Below are 19,350 nucleotides of genomic sequence, written 5' to 3'. Positions count from 1 at the left end.
GACAGCAGGCAAATTTTCAGGCTGGAGTCCCCCGCGAGAGCCTGTTTTGGCTGAATGTCGCTGCTGATACTTCGTTTCGAGCACAACTCGGTTAATCTAGTATAGGTAGGCTGAAGAGGTCGCTAATCCGATTTTTTTTGAGCATACTAAACGTATACTGAACCAGCACCTAAATACCCACTTATTAAGAAATTATTAAATGGGATGTAAAATACACGGTGTGGTGATAGGAGGAGAACTGTGTTTCTGAGACTTGCAGAACAACACCGTAAATTCGTTCAAGATTTGGTAATGAACCTTCAAGCTTTAGCGATCGTGCTAGAGCATCGGGGTTATCTGGCATCCTGCTACACTTGCGGGGGTCAGATGAACAGTGCCTCATTTATGGTCAGTTTGACGGACAACCATCTGATTCGATTTTTAGTGTCAGATTACGGTATCACTTGGACTGAGATGCGGGACGACCGCGAACTCATGAAACTAGAAGGTGCAGAAGCGATTAATCAGTTACAGGAACTGGCAAATCTCGTAAAGTATCAAATCCAACCTTCAGAAGCTACTTTAGCGACGGCGCAGTGAGTTTAGCGATTGCACGGTTCCGAGGAAGGGGACAGCGAAAGTCACTGCTTGTCTGCTACAACCGAATCCCCAGCGAGTTAGTTGAGAGGGTTCATTTAGGTGCACAGCGATGGCTGCTCAACAGACAAGGGTGCTTTCAGGGTGCCTTCAGACGGTTTAGCGCTCAGTCGATCGAAGTGAGCCTGGGCAGACGGCATACTTTATGGCAGAAGTCTCAAACTTGGAACCTCTAGTTTTTTTTCCAGAAGTTGATTCTCCCTTGAGAGCGATTAGCAAAATGTAGAAGTGTGACTGCTCGTCGCCTGCGATGTTAATTTCTCACTTGGCCATTCAAAACTCAAGGAATTGAAATTAACTTTTAGCAGGCAGGTAGGATTTAACATCCCGAGTGAGGATGAGGCTGTGAGAATTGGGTGAAGTGCAGACCGGGGGCTATGGCATACGGGCGATTCAGCAGTCAAGTGCAAAGCCAGTAAGGCTTAATTCAAGCCATTAGTCTGTGCTTGGTTGAAAACATCTTCATTTGTCTAAAATTCCCTGTTTGTATAGTCGCGAATTCCATGAGACTGTTGGCGAATCAATATTTTGTTTCTTTGGGGGGTTTAATAATGAACCGCCAAAATGCCAAATACGCCAAAAAGGAAGAAGAAAGAGGAATAAAAATAGAAAAATTAATTGCGGGCAATTATCCGAACACGATCTAAGAGGGGTGTGACGGGAGCAAATGTGAGGTGTCACCCTTCACGGATTCGCCAACAGCATCATGACCTTCGCCCGAAGCTTAAATTGACACCAATGCCCTTGTGGTCGCCCCACCAAAGTGTTGCCAACCCCCTACACTCGTCCAAATTCCGGTTGCATCCGTAGTTGGGCCGACACCGGCAGATGCTCTGAACCAATTGGCGGTAAAACCTTGGCTGATTTAGCCCCCCAGTGGTGAGAATACCAAACATAGTCAAGCCTTACCAGGGGAAAAGTTAATTTCCAGTTTAACTGTTTAACCAGTAAACTCAGATCCCATCCGTGAGGAAAAGTAAAGCCAAAACCCACTCCTGCTGTTCGGAAAGCATCTTGCATAACCGCTTTCAAATAATAGTAGTCTTGAGACTGGTCAGTCAGATTAAAGTCCCCGGCGGCAATAGTCGGCAGCGTTTCTTTCTGGAGTCGTCGCACTAAATCTTGAATTTGTGCCGGTCGGTCGCCGTACTCGTAAACTGGGATTTTGAGGAAAGGCAAAATTTTATGCTTGCGAAACCACGGTGGGGTTGTTGAAATGTTATAAAGAACTAGATCTTGCTGGTTCATTTCGATAATAGCTCGTTCCTGTGGTTCGTTCCCACGCGCTAGGTGTAAGCTTTGGAAAGAGCGAATCGGGTATCTGCTGAGAATCACATGGTATCCGCGCCCCCGCTGGTGCGGGTATAATGCGGCCAATTTAGAGAAGACTTCTTTGGCGTAATCCTCGTTAATTTCTTGCAAACAAATGAGGTCTGGTTTTTCTTCCTGAATTAGGTTAACCAAAGCTTGTGGGGATTTGTGATGCCAGCCGAGGTTGAGAGAAAAAACCTTCAGGGTTGGCTGGGAGTCACTGATGTTCGCCGGCTGGGGAGAAAAGTAGGTGATGTGTAGCCAACCCAGCAGGCAGAGGCAAGCCACAGATGAAACAATCGCGAACCAGCGTTTCTTTATGAGAAAAAACCCTAGAATTGGCAGCAGGAAGATTGGCAAGAAAATCCAAGGAACAAAATCCCCCATCAAGGCAACCGGCCACAGACTGTCCCAAAAGATAAGTCTCAGTATCAGATAGCCGGCAATCAGTGTTGAGTAGGCGTAGGCAAACAGTTGAGCAATTCGCTGCAAAAATCGGTAAGGCTTAATCATCGCTTCCTCTTGCTGGTGTGCGGACAAAAGAATAGTTGTTAAAGGTATTCAGAAGTCAACAGACTTGAAATTAACTTTGAGTAGGGTAGTAAAATTAAACATCCAGAGTGAGGATGGGGCTGTGAAAATGGGGCAAAGGGCAGTCCCAGGTTTTGGCCTAGGGGTGATTTGCCTTGATTTTGCCATTGGATGTAGCCTTTAAGGCTAACCATTAACTTGAAGCAGCATCACTGCTGTAAAAATCTCACAGCCGGCTTTAGTCGGCTAAGTTTTGCCTATATCTAGGCTTCAGGGCAATGTTTGGCCATCAGGTTAAACGGCTATTTGAAGTGCACGATCGCGGTTGCTACACTAATATTTTATAATATTTTAATATTAGTCCTAAAATATTTATCGCCCAGTTTGGAGTCAGCATCAAATGGTAAATTTAAGCGAACTACTAGAACCCATCGCCAGTCAATTTCGCAGTCTGGGAATTCCCGAACCAATTACCCATTGGGGACACCCTGTAATGATGGGGATCGTGGTAGTTGCGATGGGCAGTTTTGTCGGGTATACCGGATGGCAGGGACGTTTGGCCGCCGATAAAGATGTCGCACTCAAAAGTCGCTCGGATCACCGCAAGCTTGCACCCTGGATGTTTCTGTTTCTAGCTTTGGGCTATACAGGCGGCTTGCTGTCGCTGGTGATGCAGCACCAGCCAGTCATGGAAAGTCCGCATTTTTGGACAGGTTCGGCAGTGCTGGTTTTACTGGCTGTTGGCAGCTTGATTTCGCTCACGGGTTTTGGGGGCAATAAGCTAGCACTGCGCGCGGTTCACGCTTATTTAGGCACGACGGCTCTTGCACTTATGGTACTGCACGCGGCTTTCGGTTTAAAATTGGGGCTGTCTATTTAGAAGAGGAAGAGGAAGGGGAAGGGGAAGGGAAAGAATGTAAGGAAAGAAATTTTGCCATAACTTAGGCACGGGTAGCCAGAAACTGGGCTTTTTATCTAAATACACACACAGCGTTTAGCTTTTTATCTAGGTTTAAAAACCCGGTTTTTTTGGTAAGGAGTGCATACGTCCCGCATCGGTTTCCCTGAAATATTCCCCCTCTGAATTACTAATTAATGAATCAAGCAACGGGTGTCATTTTCTGTCTTGCCTATATTCTGGGATTGATTTCTACAGCGGTTTTTTGGGGTAGATACGGGATACTTGCTTTGGGAATAGCGGCGGCGATCGCCCTGCCGAAATTGTTGCGAAAATATACTAATAATTCTGTCAAAGTTACTAAGAAAAGACGCAGCCGACAAAAAGAAAATGCTCTTGAAGAACCCTTAGATGCGAGGGAAGAGTTGAGTTTGTTGGAGATGCTGCCGAGAGTGAAATGGGTGTGGGCAGTTGCGGGCTTGCTGGCATTTCTAGCTAGCGTTTATTTTGCAGTTCGATCGCCCCAACCAGCAATAGATGACATCAGCAAACTGATTCCGGCTGGCGGGAACACTCAAGAAGTGGCAGTGACAGTTCGCGGTAGAGTGGTCAGTACGCCTCGATTGACTCGATCGGGTCGATCACAATTTTGGCTAGAAACAGATTTAGTGAGCGAAATCAACGGCGGCGAGGGAGGATCACTCGTAAACCGCCCAGTATCCGGCAAACTCTACGTTACAGTGCCGCTGCTGCAAGCAACGGGTTTGTATGCCGACAATACGATCGCAGTTGTGGGTTCCTTGTACAAACCGCAGCCGCCGTCGAATCCGGGGGCTTTTGATTTTCAAGCATATTTAGCCAGAGAAGGGGCTTTTGCAGGACTCAAAGGTCGTCAAATTGACTGGACGAGAGAAAATGCGATCGCGGATGTTAATCGAGTTAACAGCCAAACGGCTGCTTTCTTGGAACCAAGCGGGATGCAGCCATCGAAAATTCAAGCGATGCGGCAGCGGAGCGTGCGATCGCAACTATCGCAATTAAATGTTCCCGAAGGGCCCTTGATCAGTGCGATCGCCCTCGGCAAACAAGCAGTCGATTTACCTTATAACATCCGTGACTATTTTGTGCAGGCTGGATTGGCCCACGCGATCGCAGCTTCCGGCACTCAAGTTTCGATGGTTTTGGCTTTATTTCTAGCTTTAACCAGGCGTTTTTCCAAACAATTACAATTTAGTTTTGGCGTCGGTGCTTTATTTTTGCTTGTGGCATTAACTGGCTTTGAACCATCAGTATGCCGCGCCGCTTTGATGGGATTTGGAACACTATTTGCTTTGGTGCTGAGCCGCCAAGTTAAGCCGCTGGGATTGCTGTTAATTGCTGCTACTATTTTACTGCTGGTTAACCCTTTGTGGATTTGGGATTTAGGTTTTCAACTGAGTTTTTTGGCGACTTTGGGGTTAATAGTGACAACGCCGCCACTGATGGCAAAGTTGGACTGGATGCCGCCCGCGATCGCTTCGATTGTTGTGGTTCCGATCGCCGCTTCAGTTTGGGTATTGCCGCTGCTACTTTACGTTTTTAGTGTCGTATCGCCTTACAGCATTTTAGTTAATATTATTGCAGCTCCTTTGCTGTGGATTTTGAGTATTGGAGGGATGGTTAGCGCTTTAGCTGGATTGATTTTTCCGCCGGCTGGCAGTGTTTTAGCGCAACTGTTGGACTATCCGGCGAAAGGGTTAATTGCGATCGCCCAATATTTCTCGCAATTACCTGGTAATTCGGTAGCTGTCGGTCAAGTATCGGTGTTTCAGCTAATCGCGCTTTACAGTTTAATTTGCTGGGTTTGGATTGGGGGAAGAAGGAAGAAGGAAGAAGGAAGAAGGAATAAGGAAGAAGGAAGAGGGAATAAGGAAGAAGGAAGAGGGAATAAGGAAGAAGGAAGAAGGAATAAGGAAGAAGGAAGAGGGAATAAGGAAAAAGGAAGAAAGAATAAGGGGAAAAGTAGAGTTATTTCGCTGCCGAGTTTTTCATCTTCTTGGATTTTACCGCTGGCGGTTGTGGCGGGAATAAGTATCATTGTTTTGCCAGCTTGGCACGTTCAATCATCTTTATTTCAAGTTACTTTGCTGGCGACATCGGGCGATCCAGTTTTAGTAATTCAAGATAGGGGAAAAGTGGCGCTGATCAATAGTGGTGATGAAAATACCGTAAGGTTTACAGTGTTGCCTTTTTTACAGCAGCAAGGAGTTAATTCTGTGAATTTTGCGATCGCCACTCACGGTCATTTAGGTTTGAGCAGTGGTTGGGGAAAATTACTAGAACGCTTGCCAATTAAAACATTTTATGATAATCCTGCTCCAAAACAAATTCACCGTGGCAGCAATCAGGAATTTATGACGGCTGTGCAATCACGCCAAGGCGTTTACTTTCCTTTAGAAACTAACAGTACAGTTGATCTGGGTTCGATGCGGTTGCAGTTGGTGAATGCGGAGATTCCGGTGGTAGAATTGCTCGTGGGCAATAGAACTTGGTTGCTCGTCGGTGAAATGACACCGGAAGCGCAAAAAAAATTGGCAGCAACGGGAACCTTGAAGCCGGCTCAAGTGCTGTGGTGGTCAGGAAAAACCTTGACGGCTGAGTTATTGGGCGCAGTGGGGCCGCAAGTGGCGATCGCATCTGCTGACGAAATCGACCCAGAAACCGCTGCCCAACTACGCCAAAGCAAAACCCAGATCTTCTGGACAGGGCGCGACGGAGCTCTCCAGTGGACTCCAGCAGGGGGATTTAAGACCACTTTGGAATCTGAAGAAAATCAAACTTCTTTTTTATAAAGATTTACAATCTGGCGCACTGTGCGGTAAAATACTTTTAGCTCGCATCTCAAGTCAATTGGAGAGGTGGCAGAGCGGTTGAATGCGGTAGACTCGAAATCTACTTTAGGGGTAACTCTAACGTGGGTTCAAATCCCACCCTCTCCGTACATCTAAGCGTCAAGCGTCAAGCGCGCACCTTATTAATGTAGGGTGCGCGCTGCGTATCTAACCCAAACTTTAATCTAGGGCCGCGCAGCGCACATTATGATGTTAGCGATCGCCCTATGCAACATTAGTTAATTCAAAGAGAGTTTTCAGCTATAAAATTTAACTCCACAATCTCAGTAGCATGATAGCCGTTTTCATGTCGGTAAGGTAGATGCTGAGAATCTCCAGGGAACTCTTAACTCGAAACCGGGAACAAAAACAGGGAATAGTGTTTGTAAAGCAGGAGGTTGCAAACTGCTGTCTCAATCACGAATAAGATGCGGGCGGAGGATGGAGGAATTAGCCTACATTCTGTGTTTTCCTACTCCGTAGTTCCTAGGAAGAAAGATACCCTGTTGCTCGTTCCCTGTTTCTTCTAATAACTGATATCGTAGTTTCGAGGCGGCGCTAATTGCGCTAAAGCCTAGCACGAACTGCTCATACCGGAATAGAAATAACAAACTCCGAACCCTGACCGAGGGAAGAATTGACCACTAATGTACCTCCATGTTTTTCCACCACAATTTGGTGGGCTATAGACAATCCTAATCCGGTTCCTTGACCCACAGACTTGGTGGTGAATAAGTGGTTAAAGATGTTTTCCTTGACTTCGGCTGACATCCCCACTCCATTATCCTTAATGCGAATCAACACCTGATTGTTGGATTCGCTCAGAGCGGTTTGAACCGTGATTTGATTAGGTCTGGCTTTAATTTCCTGAAAACTGCGCTCCTTATTTGACTCCTCCAGAGCGTCAATCGCATTAGCCAGCACATTCATAAACACCTGGTTTAACTGGCCGGGAAAGCATTTCACTAGGGGCAATTTACCATAGTCTTTCACAACTTCAATAGCAGGGCGGAACTCGCTGGCTTTTAAACGGTGCTTGAGAATTAGCAGAGTGCTTTCGAGTCCGTCGTGAATATTGAAAGAAACTGGTCGATCGCTATCTGCCCTGGAAAACGTTCTCAAACTCGTACTGATATTGCGAATGCGCTCGACTCCCTCGTTCATTGAGCTAATCAATTTCGGTAAATCTTCTCGCAAATACTCCAAGTCTATATCCTCAATTTTTTCTTCAATTTTAGCTCCTGGCTTGGGAAAAGAATCTTGATAGAGATCGATTAGCTCGAATAAATCTTGTAGATATTCTTGAGCCGGTTGCAAATTGCCGGCGATAAAGCCTACGGGATTGTTAATTTCGTGAGCTACCCCTGCGACTAAATTTCCGAGAGCAGACATCTTTTCACCCTGCACCAATTGCAGTTGCATCTGTTTGAGATCGTGAAGATAAAGCTCTAGTTTTTGGGCATGATCCTGGGATTGCTGATACAGTCGGGCGTTCTGTAAGGAAATTGCAGCTTGCGAGCACAGGATATTGAGGATGGCCACGCGATCGCGCGTGAATACTCCTGTTGCTAAATTATTTTCCAAATACAAAATCCCCATCATTTTCCCTCGCTCGGTGATCGGAGTGCAAAGCAGGCTGTGAGGTTGCTGTTGGATAATGTAGGGGTCAGATGCAAATCTTGGTTGAGTGCTAGCATCATCAAACACTAGGGTTTCTTTTGTACGTTTGACGTAGTTGATCAGGGTTAGAGGAATTACTTCGCTCTCCTCAACCGGAATAGATTGCAGAAGGCAGTCTTGACGGTTTGTGCAGTGGATGTTTATCCTCCAGTTTCCCTCTTCATTCAAAATTAATGCTCCGGTTTGTGCTCCGGCATTCTTCACCACCACTTGCATGACGGTAGTCAGCAATTGATCGAGTTTTATTTCGCTAGAGAGAGCTTGAGAAGCTTTGATAACGGTCGGCAAATCTACTAACCCCCAACTGCTGGTGCTACCGATAAGTGTTCTATTCGCGGTAGATAGGGATGATTCACTATTGCGGGAGGTGTGAATTGTTTCGCTCGGATACTGGCGAGTTGGCTCCTGTTGCAGGATAAAAGCAAGCAATTGGGGATAGCGCTGTTCTAGATGGTCAATCTTTGCTTTTGCTCCCCAACGAGCGTAGGCATAGTAAGCATCAATTAAATAGGGTTTTGCCAGTTTTTCTTTTCCCCATTCTAAGTAGAATTTAGCCGCGAGTTCGTTAGCTAAAGCTTCTTCGTTGACGTATTCGTTTTCTTTAGCAAGTGCGATCGCCTTGTCGTACATCTCGATCGCCTCTATTTTTTCGTCTAAAACCCGATGCCGTTCTGCCTCCACTAGATAGAATTTATGCAGATGATTCATGGGGGCATGATGCGCCCAGTTTTGCATTTTTTCTTGATTAGCTTGTACTCTGTCGAGAAGTTTCTGTTGTTCTGACTGTGGAGTGTCCAAATATACCGCCAACCGCACCAAAGAATCGTAGAAATGGAAAACAGGAACAATGGGCATTCCTATTACTGCATTTAAATAGTTCTCTGCCATAGCGATATTATCAATCGCTTCTGAGTATTTTTCAAACCAATAACAAAGTAAAAGCTTGTTTAAATATATGTAGGCAAATCCCGTTTGGTCGTTTGTTTGTTGGTAAAGTGGCAACTTGATATGCTCATCGTAGGCTTCACCCTTAAGAAGGCCAGAATTTTTACTTTTACCCAGCATATTCAAGATAGCCTGCCAATGAATTTCTATATAATTAAGCGGTTTTTCTTGCTTAATTTTATCAATAGCATCTCTGTTTCTTGCTATCTCTCTTTCAAGGACAGTCAGTTCTTTGCCACTATAGTAAGCTGAACAGGAATACTGTAATAAATTATAGGCTGCATATTCTATATCTCCTGTCTCCATTCCGCTTGAATAAGCTGACACCAAAGGCTCTAAGGTTTCTCTGAGATGCTCTTTGCAATGTCTGATCAAGAAATTTACTACGAAGGCTGTCTTGGCTTTGATTTCTTTAGAATTTAACTTTGACACTAGACTTAAAGCCAATTGACCGAACTGATAACCTGAATCAATATCTCCCACAACTCCACAAAGAAGAAAACCATAATTGGCGTAAGCAAAGGGAGAAACGGAAGCATTCCCATATTGGAGGGATAATTGTACTTGTTTGCACACAGTCAAAGGCAACAGTGCAGGAGCAGCAAGGTATGCAGTAGCAAAGATACTTGATAAAAGTCTTATGGCTGCTAGTTTATAGGGCTCCCTCATTTGAGGCAGCTCAATTAAATCCTCAATTCGCTTCCCGTTCAAAATTGCCGCGGTTTCCCCTAATGCCTGCCCAATATCAGACGGATTTGGCTCGGAGGGAAACTCTACCCCCAACAGTTTTAAAACTTGTAGTCCCGTATTCAGCGCTTCCTGTAGCTTATTTTGCGCCATATAAGCTTCTATCTGTACTTCATATACTTTCACTTTGTCCAGTAGCATTTTGGCGCAGCTTTCCACCACTGATGCTAATCTATCCATCCGCTCAAAGTCACCGACGAGATATGCCGCCTCTGCTGCTTCGGTATGCAGCGCTAATGTTAGTTCGTATTGATTCTCCCAACTATTTACTGCCACTAATTTTCTGCCCATATTGAAATATTCAACCGCAGCAGAATAGGCAGTAGCAGCTTTGGCTTTCTTTCCGGCAACCAGATTCAACCGTGCTAATTGCTCCCGTTCTGCTTCCTGGGTAATTAGCTCAACTCCCACATTTAAGTGATTGACAATATCAAAGATTCTTTCTTCTCGATCGGCTTCGGGCGTATTCTTTAATAACAGTTGACCAATTTTTAAGTGAGTAGAGCGCTTTTGGTCTTCAGGAATCAGAGAATAGGCTGCTTGTTGGACGCGATCGTGTAAAAACTTATATTTGGGTACTTGGTCAGGGGTAATTGATAATTGGTCAAATTCCTTCCCATTTCCGATTACCGATTCGCTATTCCCCTCTGCTTGATAAAACTTGTAAACCTCGCTAACAGGTAAAATTAGCCCGTCTTGCAGCGCCTTCCATAGAGCTGTTGCGGTTTCTACTGGCGAATTTTCATCAACAATTGCTAACGTCGCCAAATCGAACTGATTGCCAATACAAGCGGCTAACTTTAAAACTTCCTGTGTCCGAGTTGGCAACTTTCGCAACTGAAGTGCCATGAATTCTACTACATCATCCGTTAGTGCCAAGGTTCGCACTCGGGCAATATCGCACTGCCAATACCGAGCTTCAAAATTAAATTCAATTAGCCCATCTTCATGCAAAGATTTGAGGAATTGTGTGCTAAAAAATGGATTGCCTACAGTTTTCTGATAAACGAGTTCTGTTAAAGGCAGAGCCAACGCTGTAGAACAAGCTAGAGTATCGGCAACTAAACTATTTACGTCTGCTCGATCGAGGGGAGCTAAGGTAATAGTATTCACCTTTGCTTCAGTTTTTTGAATATCTGCTAACGTCAGCATTAATGGATGCGCTGGAAACACTTCGTTATCCCGATAAGCTCCAATTAATAGGAGATAGCGGTTATCAGTAGCACTCATCAGCAGTTGAATTAATTTTAAAGATGCTGAGTCTGCCCATTGCAAATCATCCAAGAAAATTACTAAAGGGTGTTCTTTTGTTGTGAAGACTTGAATAAAATTTTCAAACAACAAATTGAAGCGATTTTGTCCCGCACTGCCCGAAAGTTCTGGGGCTGGCGGTTGTTCTCCTATAATTTTTTGTAGTTCGGGAATGACTTCAACTATCACTTGAGCGCTATCGCCTAAAGCTGTTAAAATTTCTAATTTCCACTGCTCGATTTTTGCATCTGTTTCCGACAGCAATTGCCCCATTAAATCGCGAAAAGCTTGAACAAATGCTGAAAAAGGCAGGGTGCGTTGAAATTGGTCAAACTTGCCTTTAATAAAGTAGCCACGCTGCCGGACAATGGGTTTGTGAACTTCGTTGACAATAGCAGTTTTGCCAATGCCGGAGAAACCGGCAACGAGCATCATTTCGGTGCTTCCGGCACTCACGCGGTCAAATGCTTCTAGGAGGGAGAATACTTCGCTTTCTCTACCGTATAATTTTTCGGGGATAGTAAAGCGATCGCACAAATCTCGCTCCCCTATGGTAAAGTTAGTCAGCGCTCCTGTCTCTTGCCACTGGGATAAACAAGTTTCCAAATCAAACTTGAGTCCTAGGGCACTTTGATAGCGAGCTTCAGCATTCTTGGCCATCAGTTTGCTGACAATCTCCGACAGAACCAAGGGAACGCTCTGGTTAACAATTGAGACTGGGATAGGTTGTTTGGCAAGGTGGCAGTGTACCAAATCCATTGGGTCATCCGTCTGAAAGGGTAACTTTCCTGTTAGTAATTCGTAAAATGTGACTCCCAGCGAGTAGAAATCTGTGCGGTAATCAATGCCTCGGTTCATTCGCCCAGTTTGTTCGGGAGATATGTAGGGTAAGGTGCCTTCAAGGACGTTGGGATTTTGAATTTCTTGGGTTTCGCGGGGTAGCAGGGAAGCGATGCTGAAGTCAATCAGCTTGACTTCTTTGCTGCTGGGGTTAATTAGAATGTTGGCGGGTTTGAGGTCTTTATGGATGACATGATGGCGATAAAGTCCGTCGAGCGAGTTAGCAATTTGAATTGCAATGGGAAGAAACTCGTTAACGGGCAATCCTTCTAGGGGTTCGTTGCTAGCGGATGTTAGAAGATCGAGGTAGCTACTTAAGGAAATGCCGCCAAAGTCTTCCATCACCAGAGCATAGTGGTTATGGTAAGTCTCCAGGCTGTATGCCTTGACACTGCCGGGGATCTCTAAGTTTTTAGCAATGATGTACTGGTTGCGGAAGTGAACCAGTTCGTTGAAGCGGGGAAAGTCATTTCGCAGCACTTTAATCACGACGGGCTGCCCATTTGAAGTGCGAATGCCACGATAAACTAGAGTTCGATTTCCTGCGTATATTTGCTCGTTAATGTGATATCCTAGAAAAAGATTTGTGATGTCAGCCATATCTACGTATTCCTACTGTTTTTGTCAAGCCTGAAACTTTTTAGAGTTACTATCTACTATTTTCCCTCGCTCTGCTGTAGTATTCAGTGAATTACATTTTTCTTAATATACTTGGTCGCTCTACTGATGAAAGCAGGAGTTTAAAACAAGAGTTGAATTGTTTATGTAAGAGCTGTTTATACTTGAGTTAAGACTAAGTAGAAAATGAACAAAGCTAAGGCTGATTGAAGGACAGCAGTTGAGAGAAAAGGAATTCAAGAGGCTAATCAGGTACTTAAAAGTATTTGTGAAACCTATGCTTGTATGCGATCGCCTATTAAATCTAATGTCCAGTTTAGCTCCGAATTTAATCTCATCAATACAATTCGGGCGACTCTGCATTTAAAGCAAGAAGCAGAGGAAATCGAGTTTGTGCGCCCGATGGCGAATCGGTAGAGAGTCATAGTCTCCAAGCCGAATTATTTGTCCAGATGCAACAACAAGCTGACCCACTCTAATAAGTGAATCAGGCATTTAATGCCAAAATGCAGAAGCAGACTCTGGAATTAGCCCAAGTCAATTATATTTTGGCACTCACATAATTACCAATTACGCATTACCAATTACCCCTTTGATGGTTTCACTTCCAATACCTGCGCCAGTGAAACAAATTCTCCCACAAATTCTGCATAAAAGTGTTGCTGCCCAAGCGCTGCGACTCCCAAACAGCAGCAGTTTGACCGTTAATTGCCGAAAAACTCGACCAAATATAAGGAAGTTCGGCGATCGCCTCAACCTTCATTCCGTGACGCACAGCCAAGGCGATCGCGTGAATCAACTCAGCAGCTTGCGGCCCCACAATACTCGCTCCCAAAATCTCCCCGTTGCGACGCCCGACAATCTTACAAAAACCAGTTGTATCCCCGGACATTTGAGCTCTTTCAACATTCTTGAAATATTCCCGACAAACAATAAGATCGTCTCCAAAACGGCGCCTTGCTTGTGCTTCAGTCAAGCCAACCCTCGCCAACTGCGGGTCAGAAAAAATCGCCCAAGGAATCCCGCGATAATCTATTTGAAACATCGGCAAAAACAAAGCATTTTTCACAGCAACCGCAGCTTCGCAATTAGCGATGTGAGGGAACGGATAACCCCCAGCAACATCTCCGATCGCGTAAATGCGGCGATTAGTTGTTTGCAGCTTTTCATTTAAAATTACCCCCCGATCGCTGAATTTAACCCCAGCCGCTTCCAGATTTAACGATGAAAAATTGTGTCCTCTACCGGCGGCCAGAAAAATCTCCTCAGCTTCGATCGCCCTTGGCCCTGCTTGAATCCACTTTTTACCCTCAATCACCCTCGCTTGAGTCACCTCAGTAGCAGTTAGAATCCGCACTCCTTCAGCTTCCATTGCAGCTTGAACTAACCCAGCAGCCTCCCGGTCTTCTTTAGCCAAAATGTGCGAACTTTTCACGACCAAAGTGACAGCAACCCCCAGCCGAGCAAAAGTCTGACCCACTTCGACACCGCTGGGATCTGCGCCGATTACAGCCAAACTTTTAGGCAACTGTGGAAGTTGTGCTAATTTCGCGACAGTTTCCGAAGTAAAAAAGCCAGCAGATGAAAGTCCTTCAATATTGGGAATCGCCGGCAGAGTTGGACAAGCCAGCAAATAACAGATCGATCGCAATTTTCGCCCGCCGACAACAAAAGCCAAATCCGGTTTCGCCACAAACTCGCCGCTGCCAAAAATAACATCGACACCGCGAGCAGCCAAAACGCCGATATCATCAATTTCTGACAAATTAGAAACAACACTCTCGGCCCACTTGAGAACCCCGCCAAACCCCAATTTCATCGGCATAGAGGAATTAGCGACTTCCCAGCGAACCCCCAACTGCTGGCGGCTGATCTGCTGGGCAAAACGAGCAGCCTCCCTCAAAGTTTGGCTGTATCTCAAACCAAGGTCGATCGACTCTTTCCCCCCAGTCGGCAAATCTTGCGAATTACTTAGCGGTTCCACCAAAGCAACGCGAGCCGGGAAATTAGTTGCAGTCAAAGCAGCATAGCGTCCGGCCGGAGTTCCACCAATAATCACTAAATCATAATCAAGCATAAATAAAAAAGTCAGTAGTCAGTTGCTAATTGCTAGTTGCTAGTTGCTAGTTATTTATTATTGGCTATTTGTTATTTGTTATTTGTTAAGTACACGGACAGAATTAATTACACAAAATAGAATCTGAAATTCTCTTCCTATGAGCCTTACAAAATTATATCTGTGTAAATATTTCTGTTTGTGTACTTATTTGTTGTAAACAGTCAACTGACAACAGTCCACAGTCAACAGTCAGCTAACTAATAACATCCGCAAGTCCAGCAATCAGCCGCAGATTGTCCGCCCTGGAGCGCACAGCCACCCGAAAAAACCGATCGCCCAACTCAGGAAAACTCAAACAATCCCGAATCAAAATCCGGTGTCGTCCCAAGAGACTTTTTTGAATCAGAGAAACCGACATCGACGACTCAACCAACAAGAAATTAGCCGCCCCGGCAAAAGGCTGTAAACCCGGTAAATTAGCCAAACCCTCAAATAGCTCTCGGCGAGCAACAGGCAGCCAATCCCAGGTTTGCTGCTCAAAAGCCGCATCTCGAACCACAGCAGCAGCAGCAGCAGCAGCCAAAGCATTCACAGGCCAAGGATCGCGCAGCAACTGCCAGCGGCGCAGAATATCGGGATGGGCGATCGCACAGCCCAACCGCAGTCCCGGCAGAGAATAGAATTTAGTGAGCGATCGTAAAATCACCAAATTCGGAAACTCCTCAACAGCATCGATCAAAGTTTCCTGCTCAGAAGGCGGTAGAAAGTCCATAAAGGCCTCATCCACCACCACCATACCTAACTGCTTCACATAAGGCAAAATCGCCTCCCTAGCAAACAGCAAACCCGTAGGATTGTGCGGGTTGTTCAGGAGCAAACCTCGTCGAGAGGGGGCATCGAGAGCAAGAGGAACCGGGAGACGGAGAGAAGGGGAGACAAGGGAACGGTTAGAAACCGACAAATCATCGGTTACTAACTCATTTCCTGCCCCAGCGTCCAACGATTTCAGCTCCAACTGAGATGTTGCACCATCCTCAATTACTTGTTTAGGAACAGGCATCTTGCCTGTTCCACAAGAAAATTCATTTGTGGAATGGGCATCTTGCCCGTTTTTGACAATGGTGCAAGATTGGAGATCCAAAGGACATTTCAGCACCTGCGCGCCGAAAGCCGAAAGAGCCCGCCCGTAATCGCCAAAAGCCGGAGTCACCAAATAAGTCGCCTCCAGCTTCGACAAATCCCAAGCCGCCCAAGTCAACAATTCCGCCGAACCATTCCCCGGCAAAATCCAATCCCGGTCAACATTCAAACCCTCCCCCAAAGCAGTCCTGAGCTCCCCATAATCCGGGTCTGGGTAAGCCGTCAGACTGCTCAAGTGAGCTTGAATCGCATTCAAGGCCGACTCAGGAGGGCCCAAAGGACTGATACTGGCAGAAAAATCGACAATAGCAGAGGCAGGGCAGCCTGCCAGTGTGGCTGCCCAAGCTAAATTCCCACCGTGTACAGGTCTAATCAAGACTCAGTTCGCCAGCTATTCCGCGTTTTTCGGCGGTGCAACTCTGTCCTTAAACAACTTCCCTGCGGAAAATGCAGGAACTCGAGTTGCCGGGATTTCCATCTTGTCGCCAGTTTTGGGATTGCGACCCTCGCGGGCCTTGCGTTCCCGCGACTCAAACGAGCCAAAACCGACCAGCGTTACCTTGTCGCCGTCGGAGACAGCTTCCATGATTGCTTCAAGGGCGGCACTCAAAACAGCATCTGCCTGTTTTTTCGTCACGCTAGCCTTTTCCGCCACTGCATCAACCAATTCACCTTTGTTCATTGCGAACTCCTTCTGGATTTGCAAAATTACGTTAAACAGAGTTAGTTCAACTATTAGCTGTGAGTTATCAACTGGATTGAGGTGTGGATGGGGAGGTTTGGGTGGTTCCCAATTGCTCCCGTCCGCTTCCCCTAATCACAACTCCTGCTGAATACCAATTACCCTAGGGTAATTGGTCAGAAAAGGAATTTTTGTTTCTAACTGCTGAAAACCCCACAGCATCTAATTTTCACTGCATTATTCTAAAGTCTTGCCGACCGTTATGGATCGGTGGAACCTTTAATTTATATGGAACTTGCTAATTTTTTTTAATTAATCCCAAAATTTAGGTAAAAAAATACCACCTTGGAGAGAAGATTTCTCGCGTCGGTGGATTTGAAAGCACAAAAGGAGAAATAGAAGGAATAAAATGTCATTTGTCAAGGGCTAAAGGAAAAGTTTTTCCTTCTTCCTTATTTCTTTCCCCCGTGGGGCAGGGCTGTTTCATTCTCCCCAAACCCGCCAGGGACTGAAGTCCCTGTCTCATAGCTGAAGTCGTCTGAAGACGACTGAAAGAGTGATTTATAGTCCTCTTTCATAGGACTTATGAGTTCTATAGTCCTCTTTTAGAGGACTATAGCTTTGAGCCAGGGGTTTCAACCCCTGTGGGACTGTCGGACTCAGGGGAAAGAGCGTGGAAAGTTGACAGCCAGGCATTTTTCCTTCGTTCCTATTGTCTCGGTTGGACGGGCTGACTGCGCTGCAACAGTTGGCGGGCGTCGGGACTGATGTTGTTTTGGTAGCCAAAGTTCGATCGATCGCTATCATCCAAAATCTGCGGCGTCAGCAATACAATCAACTCCGCCCGCTGGTTAACCTTATTGGTACTCCTGAATAGCGAACCGATAATCGGCAAATCTCCCAAAATCGGAATCTTGTTCGCTGTAGTCCGTTCTTCGTCTCGGATAATCCCCGAAACAATCAAAGTCTGACCGTCCCGCAGGCGAATTAGCCCCGATTGCAACGAGCGCTCGCCCAGCAGAGTGATACTATTGGTGTTCGCGCCAGTCGAAAGGTTTTGAGTGCTGCCAGGTGTCCTGATAATCGGGTTCACCCGCAGAGAGACAAAGCCATTATCGTCAACCCGATCAATCGCCACCCCCAACTGCAAACCAGCCCTGTCTTTGACAGCCGTCACAGTTTGGGTACTTGTATTTCCCGTACTCTGCGTTTGCGACGTAATGTTAGTAATCACCTCATCAGTAATATTCACATTCGCCGTTTCTCCTTCTTGAACCACCAGAGTCGGATCGGTCAGGATTTTGGCATTCCGGCTCTGAATAGTTGCCTGCAACGCCGACAGGAACCTCCTCGGATACTGGAACAGCGGGAACAGGCCGAAAGTTGCACTTCCCGAAGCGGTTGCCGAGCCGGGAGTGTAATCCGTAATTCCAAGTCGCGAGGGGTCATTAGTAACTGGGGCTGTCGGCTGGAGGAACACACCTTTGCCAGGGCCTTCGAGACCTTGACCTGTAAACGGCACGGTACGCCGACCGTTGGCATCGTAGAAAGGAGTATCCCTGAATTGTGTGGGAATGTCTCGGTTCTCAATAATCGGCCGATTAGCTATGCCACTACTTACATCCTGGCCAGTGGGCGGATTGATGCCACCAAAATTAAGACTGGCAGCCCCATTGTCGTTGACGAAAAAATTGTTATTAATTCCGAAAGAGAAACTGCTGTTGGTGGTGTTGTTTCCCAACAAGTTGATATCGATCACCTTGACGTTGACAGCGACTTGACGGCGACGCAAATCTAGCTGTGTCAAGAAAGCCACAGCCATGTCAACTTTGCGCGGGTCGCCCACCAAAGTGATGGAATTGAGCCTCGCATCTGCCAGCACCGACAGTCCCCTCAACAATAGCGGCCCGTTGCCGTCCCTAGCGCCGATCGCCTTAATGTCCGGTTCCCTAATTTCCACATCCCGCGCCGCATTTCCCTGACCGACGGTTTGAATCGTCACCCGAGTAATCGGCAGTTGAGTTTCCGCGCCTTGAGCGCTCAAAAAGTTAGCTGCATCCGTAGAGCGAACTTGATTAAGCCGCAGAGTCCGAATGATTATATTGCGCGAGTCGATCGGCAAGCTAGTCCCTACAAAAATCGTCCGCCCCTGGCGGTTAGCTTGCAATCCGCTGAGCCGCAGCACGTAATTAAAGACATCTTGCACCGACTCATTTTCGATGTCCAAAGAAATCTTCGGCCCTTCATCTGAACCCGAGGCTCCCGGCTGACCAGGCACTGCGGGCTGGCCGGGTTGACCAGGGGCCCCGCCACCTGTAAAAGCAATGTTCAAGCCCGCAGCACGGGCCAGCAGAGCCAGAACGTCCCGGACTGGGGCATCCCGTAAGACCAAGCGGGGGATGCGTTCTCCCGAACTCAGTTCAATATTTCCCACGCCAGGGGCGATGTTAGACACTGCGATATCTCCCAAGGGCGGAGCAACTGCCCGCGGTAGGAAAGGCGCAGCCTGATTTGCCTGGGGTTGTATTTCGCTGGGGAGGGGCGGGCGATCGTTTCTGGTAACAGTAATTTCGGGATTTGGCAGCAGCACGCCTGGGTTTTGCGAGGTGCGGACTTGGGGAGCGGGCCGGGGAGCTGTTTGGCTCAGCGGCAGTCCCGGAGGTGGCGGGGGTAAAGTTTGGGCAGACTGTGCTGTACCGCCCTCTCCGGCAACGCTGAGAACGATGCTTTGGCCTTGTCCCGGCACAATTTGTCCGTTGGGAACTCCGTTTGTACCGGCTACCACAACGCGGATGCTGTTAGCCTCTACCTGGCTGATTTCTACGGAAGAAATTCCCGGAGCGGGGTTATCTTGACGGAAGCTGTTGCCTTGTGGCAAGCGAAGTTGGGTGTTGATAATTGTGGCTTGGTAAGTATTGCCGTTATTGATGGCGAAAACTTGCGGGCGATCGCCCTTTTCTGTCGCCATCACAATATTTACGCCATTATTGCCTTGACTTACTTGCACTCCTGTGACTTGAGTCGGCGCTGCCAAGACGGGGGCTTGGGTGATCAGAACTCCTGCAACGCTGCATAAGAGTCCTCCACTTAACCGTAGATGCTGTTTCACGTTCTCTCCTCAACTACACTTTGTTATTTGTTG

9 protein-coding genes and 1 tRNA gene are annotated in these 19,350 nt (G+C 46.7%); 4 read left to right on the top strand and 6 right to left on the bottom strand.

Annotated features, from left to right (window positions below; all coding sequences use genetic code 11):
- Positions 1 to 240 precede the first annotated feature (240 nt).
- Positions 241 to 579 (top strand): DUF1815 family protein, encoded by a 339-nt coding sequence (locus QT996_RS01750; RefSeq protein WP_015176985.1) that lies wholly within the window; start codon positions 241 to 243, stop codon positions 577 to 579.
- An 834-nt stretch (positions 580 to 1,413) separates the two neighbouring features.
- On the opposite strand, the gene QT996_RS01745 is transcribed toward QT996_RS01750, so the two are convergent.
- Positions 1,414 to 2,487 carry an endonuclease/exonuclease/phosphatase family protein gene (locus QT996_RS01745; RefSeq protein WP_333044166.1) on the bottom strand — a complete coding sequence of 358 codons (1,074 nt, stop codon included), beginning with the start codon at positions 2,485 to 2,487 and terminating at the stop codon, positions 1,414 to 1,416.
- Between the two features lie 391 nt (positions 2,488 to 2,878).
- Between QT996_RS01745 and QT996_RS01740 the strand changes: the two genes are divergently transcribed.
- The 3 genes from QT996_RS01740 (at position 2,879) to QT996_RS01730 (ending at position 6,354) form a co-directional block, all read left to right on the top strand.
- The gene (locus QT996_RS01740) at positions 2,879 to 3,358 is read left to right on the top strand and encodes a DUF4079 domain-containing protein (RefSeq protein WP_333044165.1); all 480 of its coding nucleotides are present in this window, start codon (positions 2,879 to 2,881) and stop codon (positions 3,356 to 3,358) included.
- Between the two features lie 215 nt (positions 3,359 to 3,573).
- On the top strand, positions 3,574 to 6,207 hold the full coding sequence (locus tag QT996_RS01735) for a ComEC/Rec2 family competence protein (RefSeq protein ID WP_333044164.1): 2,634 nt from the start codon (positions 3,574 to 3,576) through the stop codon (positions 6,205 to 6,207).
- A 60-nt stretch (positions 6,208 to 6,267) separates the two neighbouring features.
- Positions 6,268 to 6,354: transfer RNA gene (locus tag QT996_RS01730), tRNA-Ser, on the top strand.
- A gap of 480 nt (positions 6,355 to 6,834) precedes the next feature.
- Here QT996_RS01730 and QT996_RS01725 read toward each other — a convergent pair.
- From QT996_RS01725 to QT996_RS01705, 5 genes are all read right to left on the bottom strand, one after another.
- Complete coding sequence (locus tag QT996_RS01725; protein WP_333044163.1) at positions 6,835 to 12,309, bottom strand: AAA family ATPase; 5,475 nt, start codon at positions 12,307 to 12,309, stop codon at positions 6,835 to 6,837.
- Between the two features lie 619 nt (positions 12,310 to 12,928).
- Entirely contained in the window at positions 12,929 to 14,404 is a 1,476-nt protein-coding gene (locus QT996_RS01720) for an NAD(P)/FAD-dependent oxidoreductase (RefSeq protein ID WP_333044162.1), read from the bottom strand.
- Positions 14,405 to 14,639: 235 nt separating this feature from the next.
- Positions 14,640 to 15,902 carry an aminotransferase class I/II-fold pyridoxal phosphate-dependent enzyme gene (locus QT996_RS01715; protein ID WP_333044161.1) on the bottom strand — a complete coding sequence of 421 codons (1,263 nt, stop codon included), beginning with the start codon at positions 15,900 to 15,902 and terminating at the stop codon, positions 14,640 to 14,642.
- Positions 15,903 to 15,917: 15 nt separating this feature from the next.
- Positions 15,918 to 16,226, bottom strand: coding sequence for an HU family DNA-binding protein (locus QT996_RS01710; RefSeq protein WP_278187376.1), 309 nt, complete (start codon positions 16,224 to 16,226; stop codon positions 15,918 to 15,920).
- A gap of 691 nt (positions 16,227 to 16,917) precedes the next feature.
- Complete coding sequence (locus QT996_RS01705; protein WP_333044160.1) at positions 16,918 to 19,317, bottom strand: AMIN domain-containing protein; 2,400 nt, start codon at positions 19,315 to 19,317, stop codon at positions 16,918 to 16,920.
- Between the last annotated feature and the right edge of the window lie 33 nt (positions 19,318 to 19,350).

Source organism: Microcoleus sp. S13C4 (assembly GCF_036700865.1).
GTDB lineage: Bacteria > Cyanobacteriota > Cyanobacteriia > Cyanobacteriales > Microcoleaceae > Microcoleus.
Note: the sequence above shows the minus strand (reverse complement) of the source record. Positions and strands in the feature narration are given on the sequence as shown.

Bases quoted from the DNA above. Each gene is read 5' to 3' on its own strand.
- QT996_RS01740 (WP_333044165.1), top strand. From the start codon at position 2,879: ATGGTAAATTTAAGCGAACTACTAGAACCCATCGCCAGTCAATTTCGC.
- QT996_RS01735 (WP_333044164.1), top strand. From the start codon at position 3,574: ATGAATCAAGCAACGGGTGTCATTTTCTGTCTTGCCTATATTCTGGGA.
- QT996_RS01725 (WP_333044163.1), bottom strand. From the start codon at position 12,309: ATGGCTGACATCACAAATCTTTTTCTAGGATATCACATTAACGAGCAA.
- QT996_RS01720 (WP_333044162.1), bottom strand. From the start codon at position 14,404: ATGCTTGATTATGATTTAGTGATTATTGGTGGAACTCCGGCCGGACGC.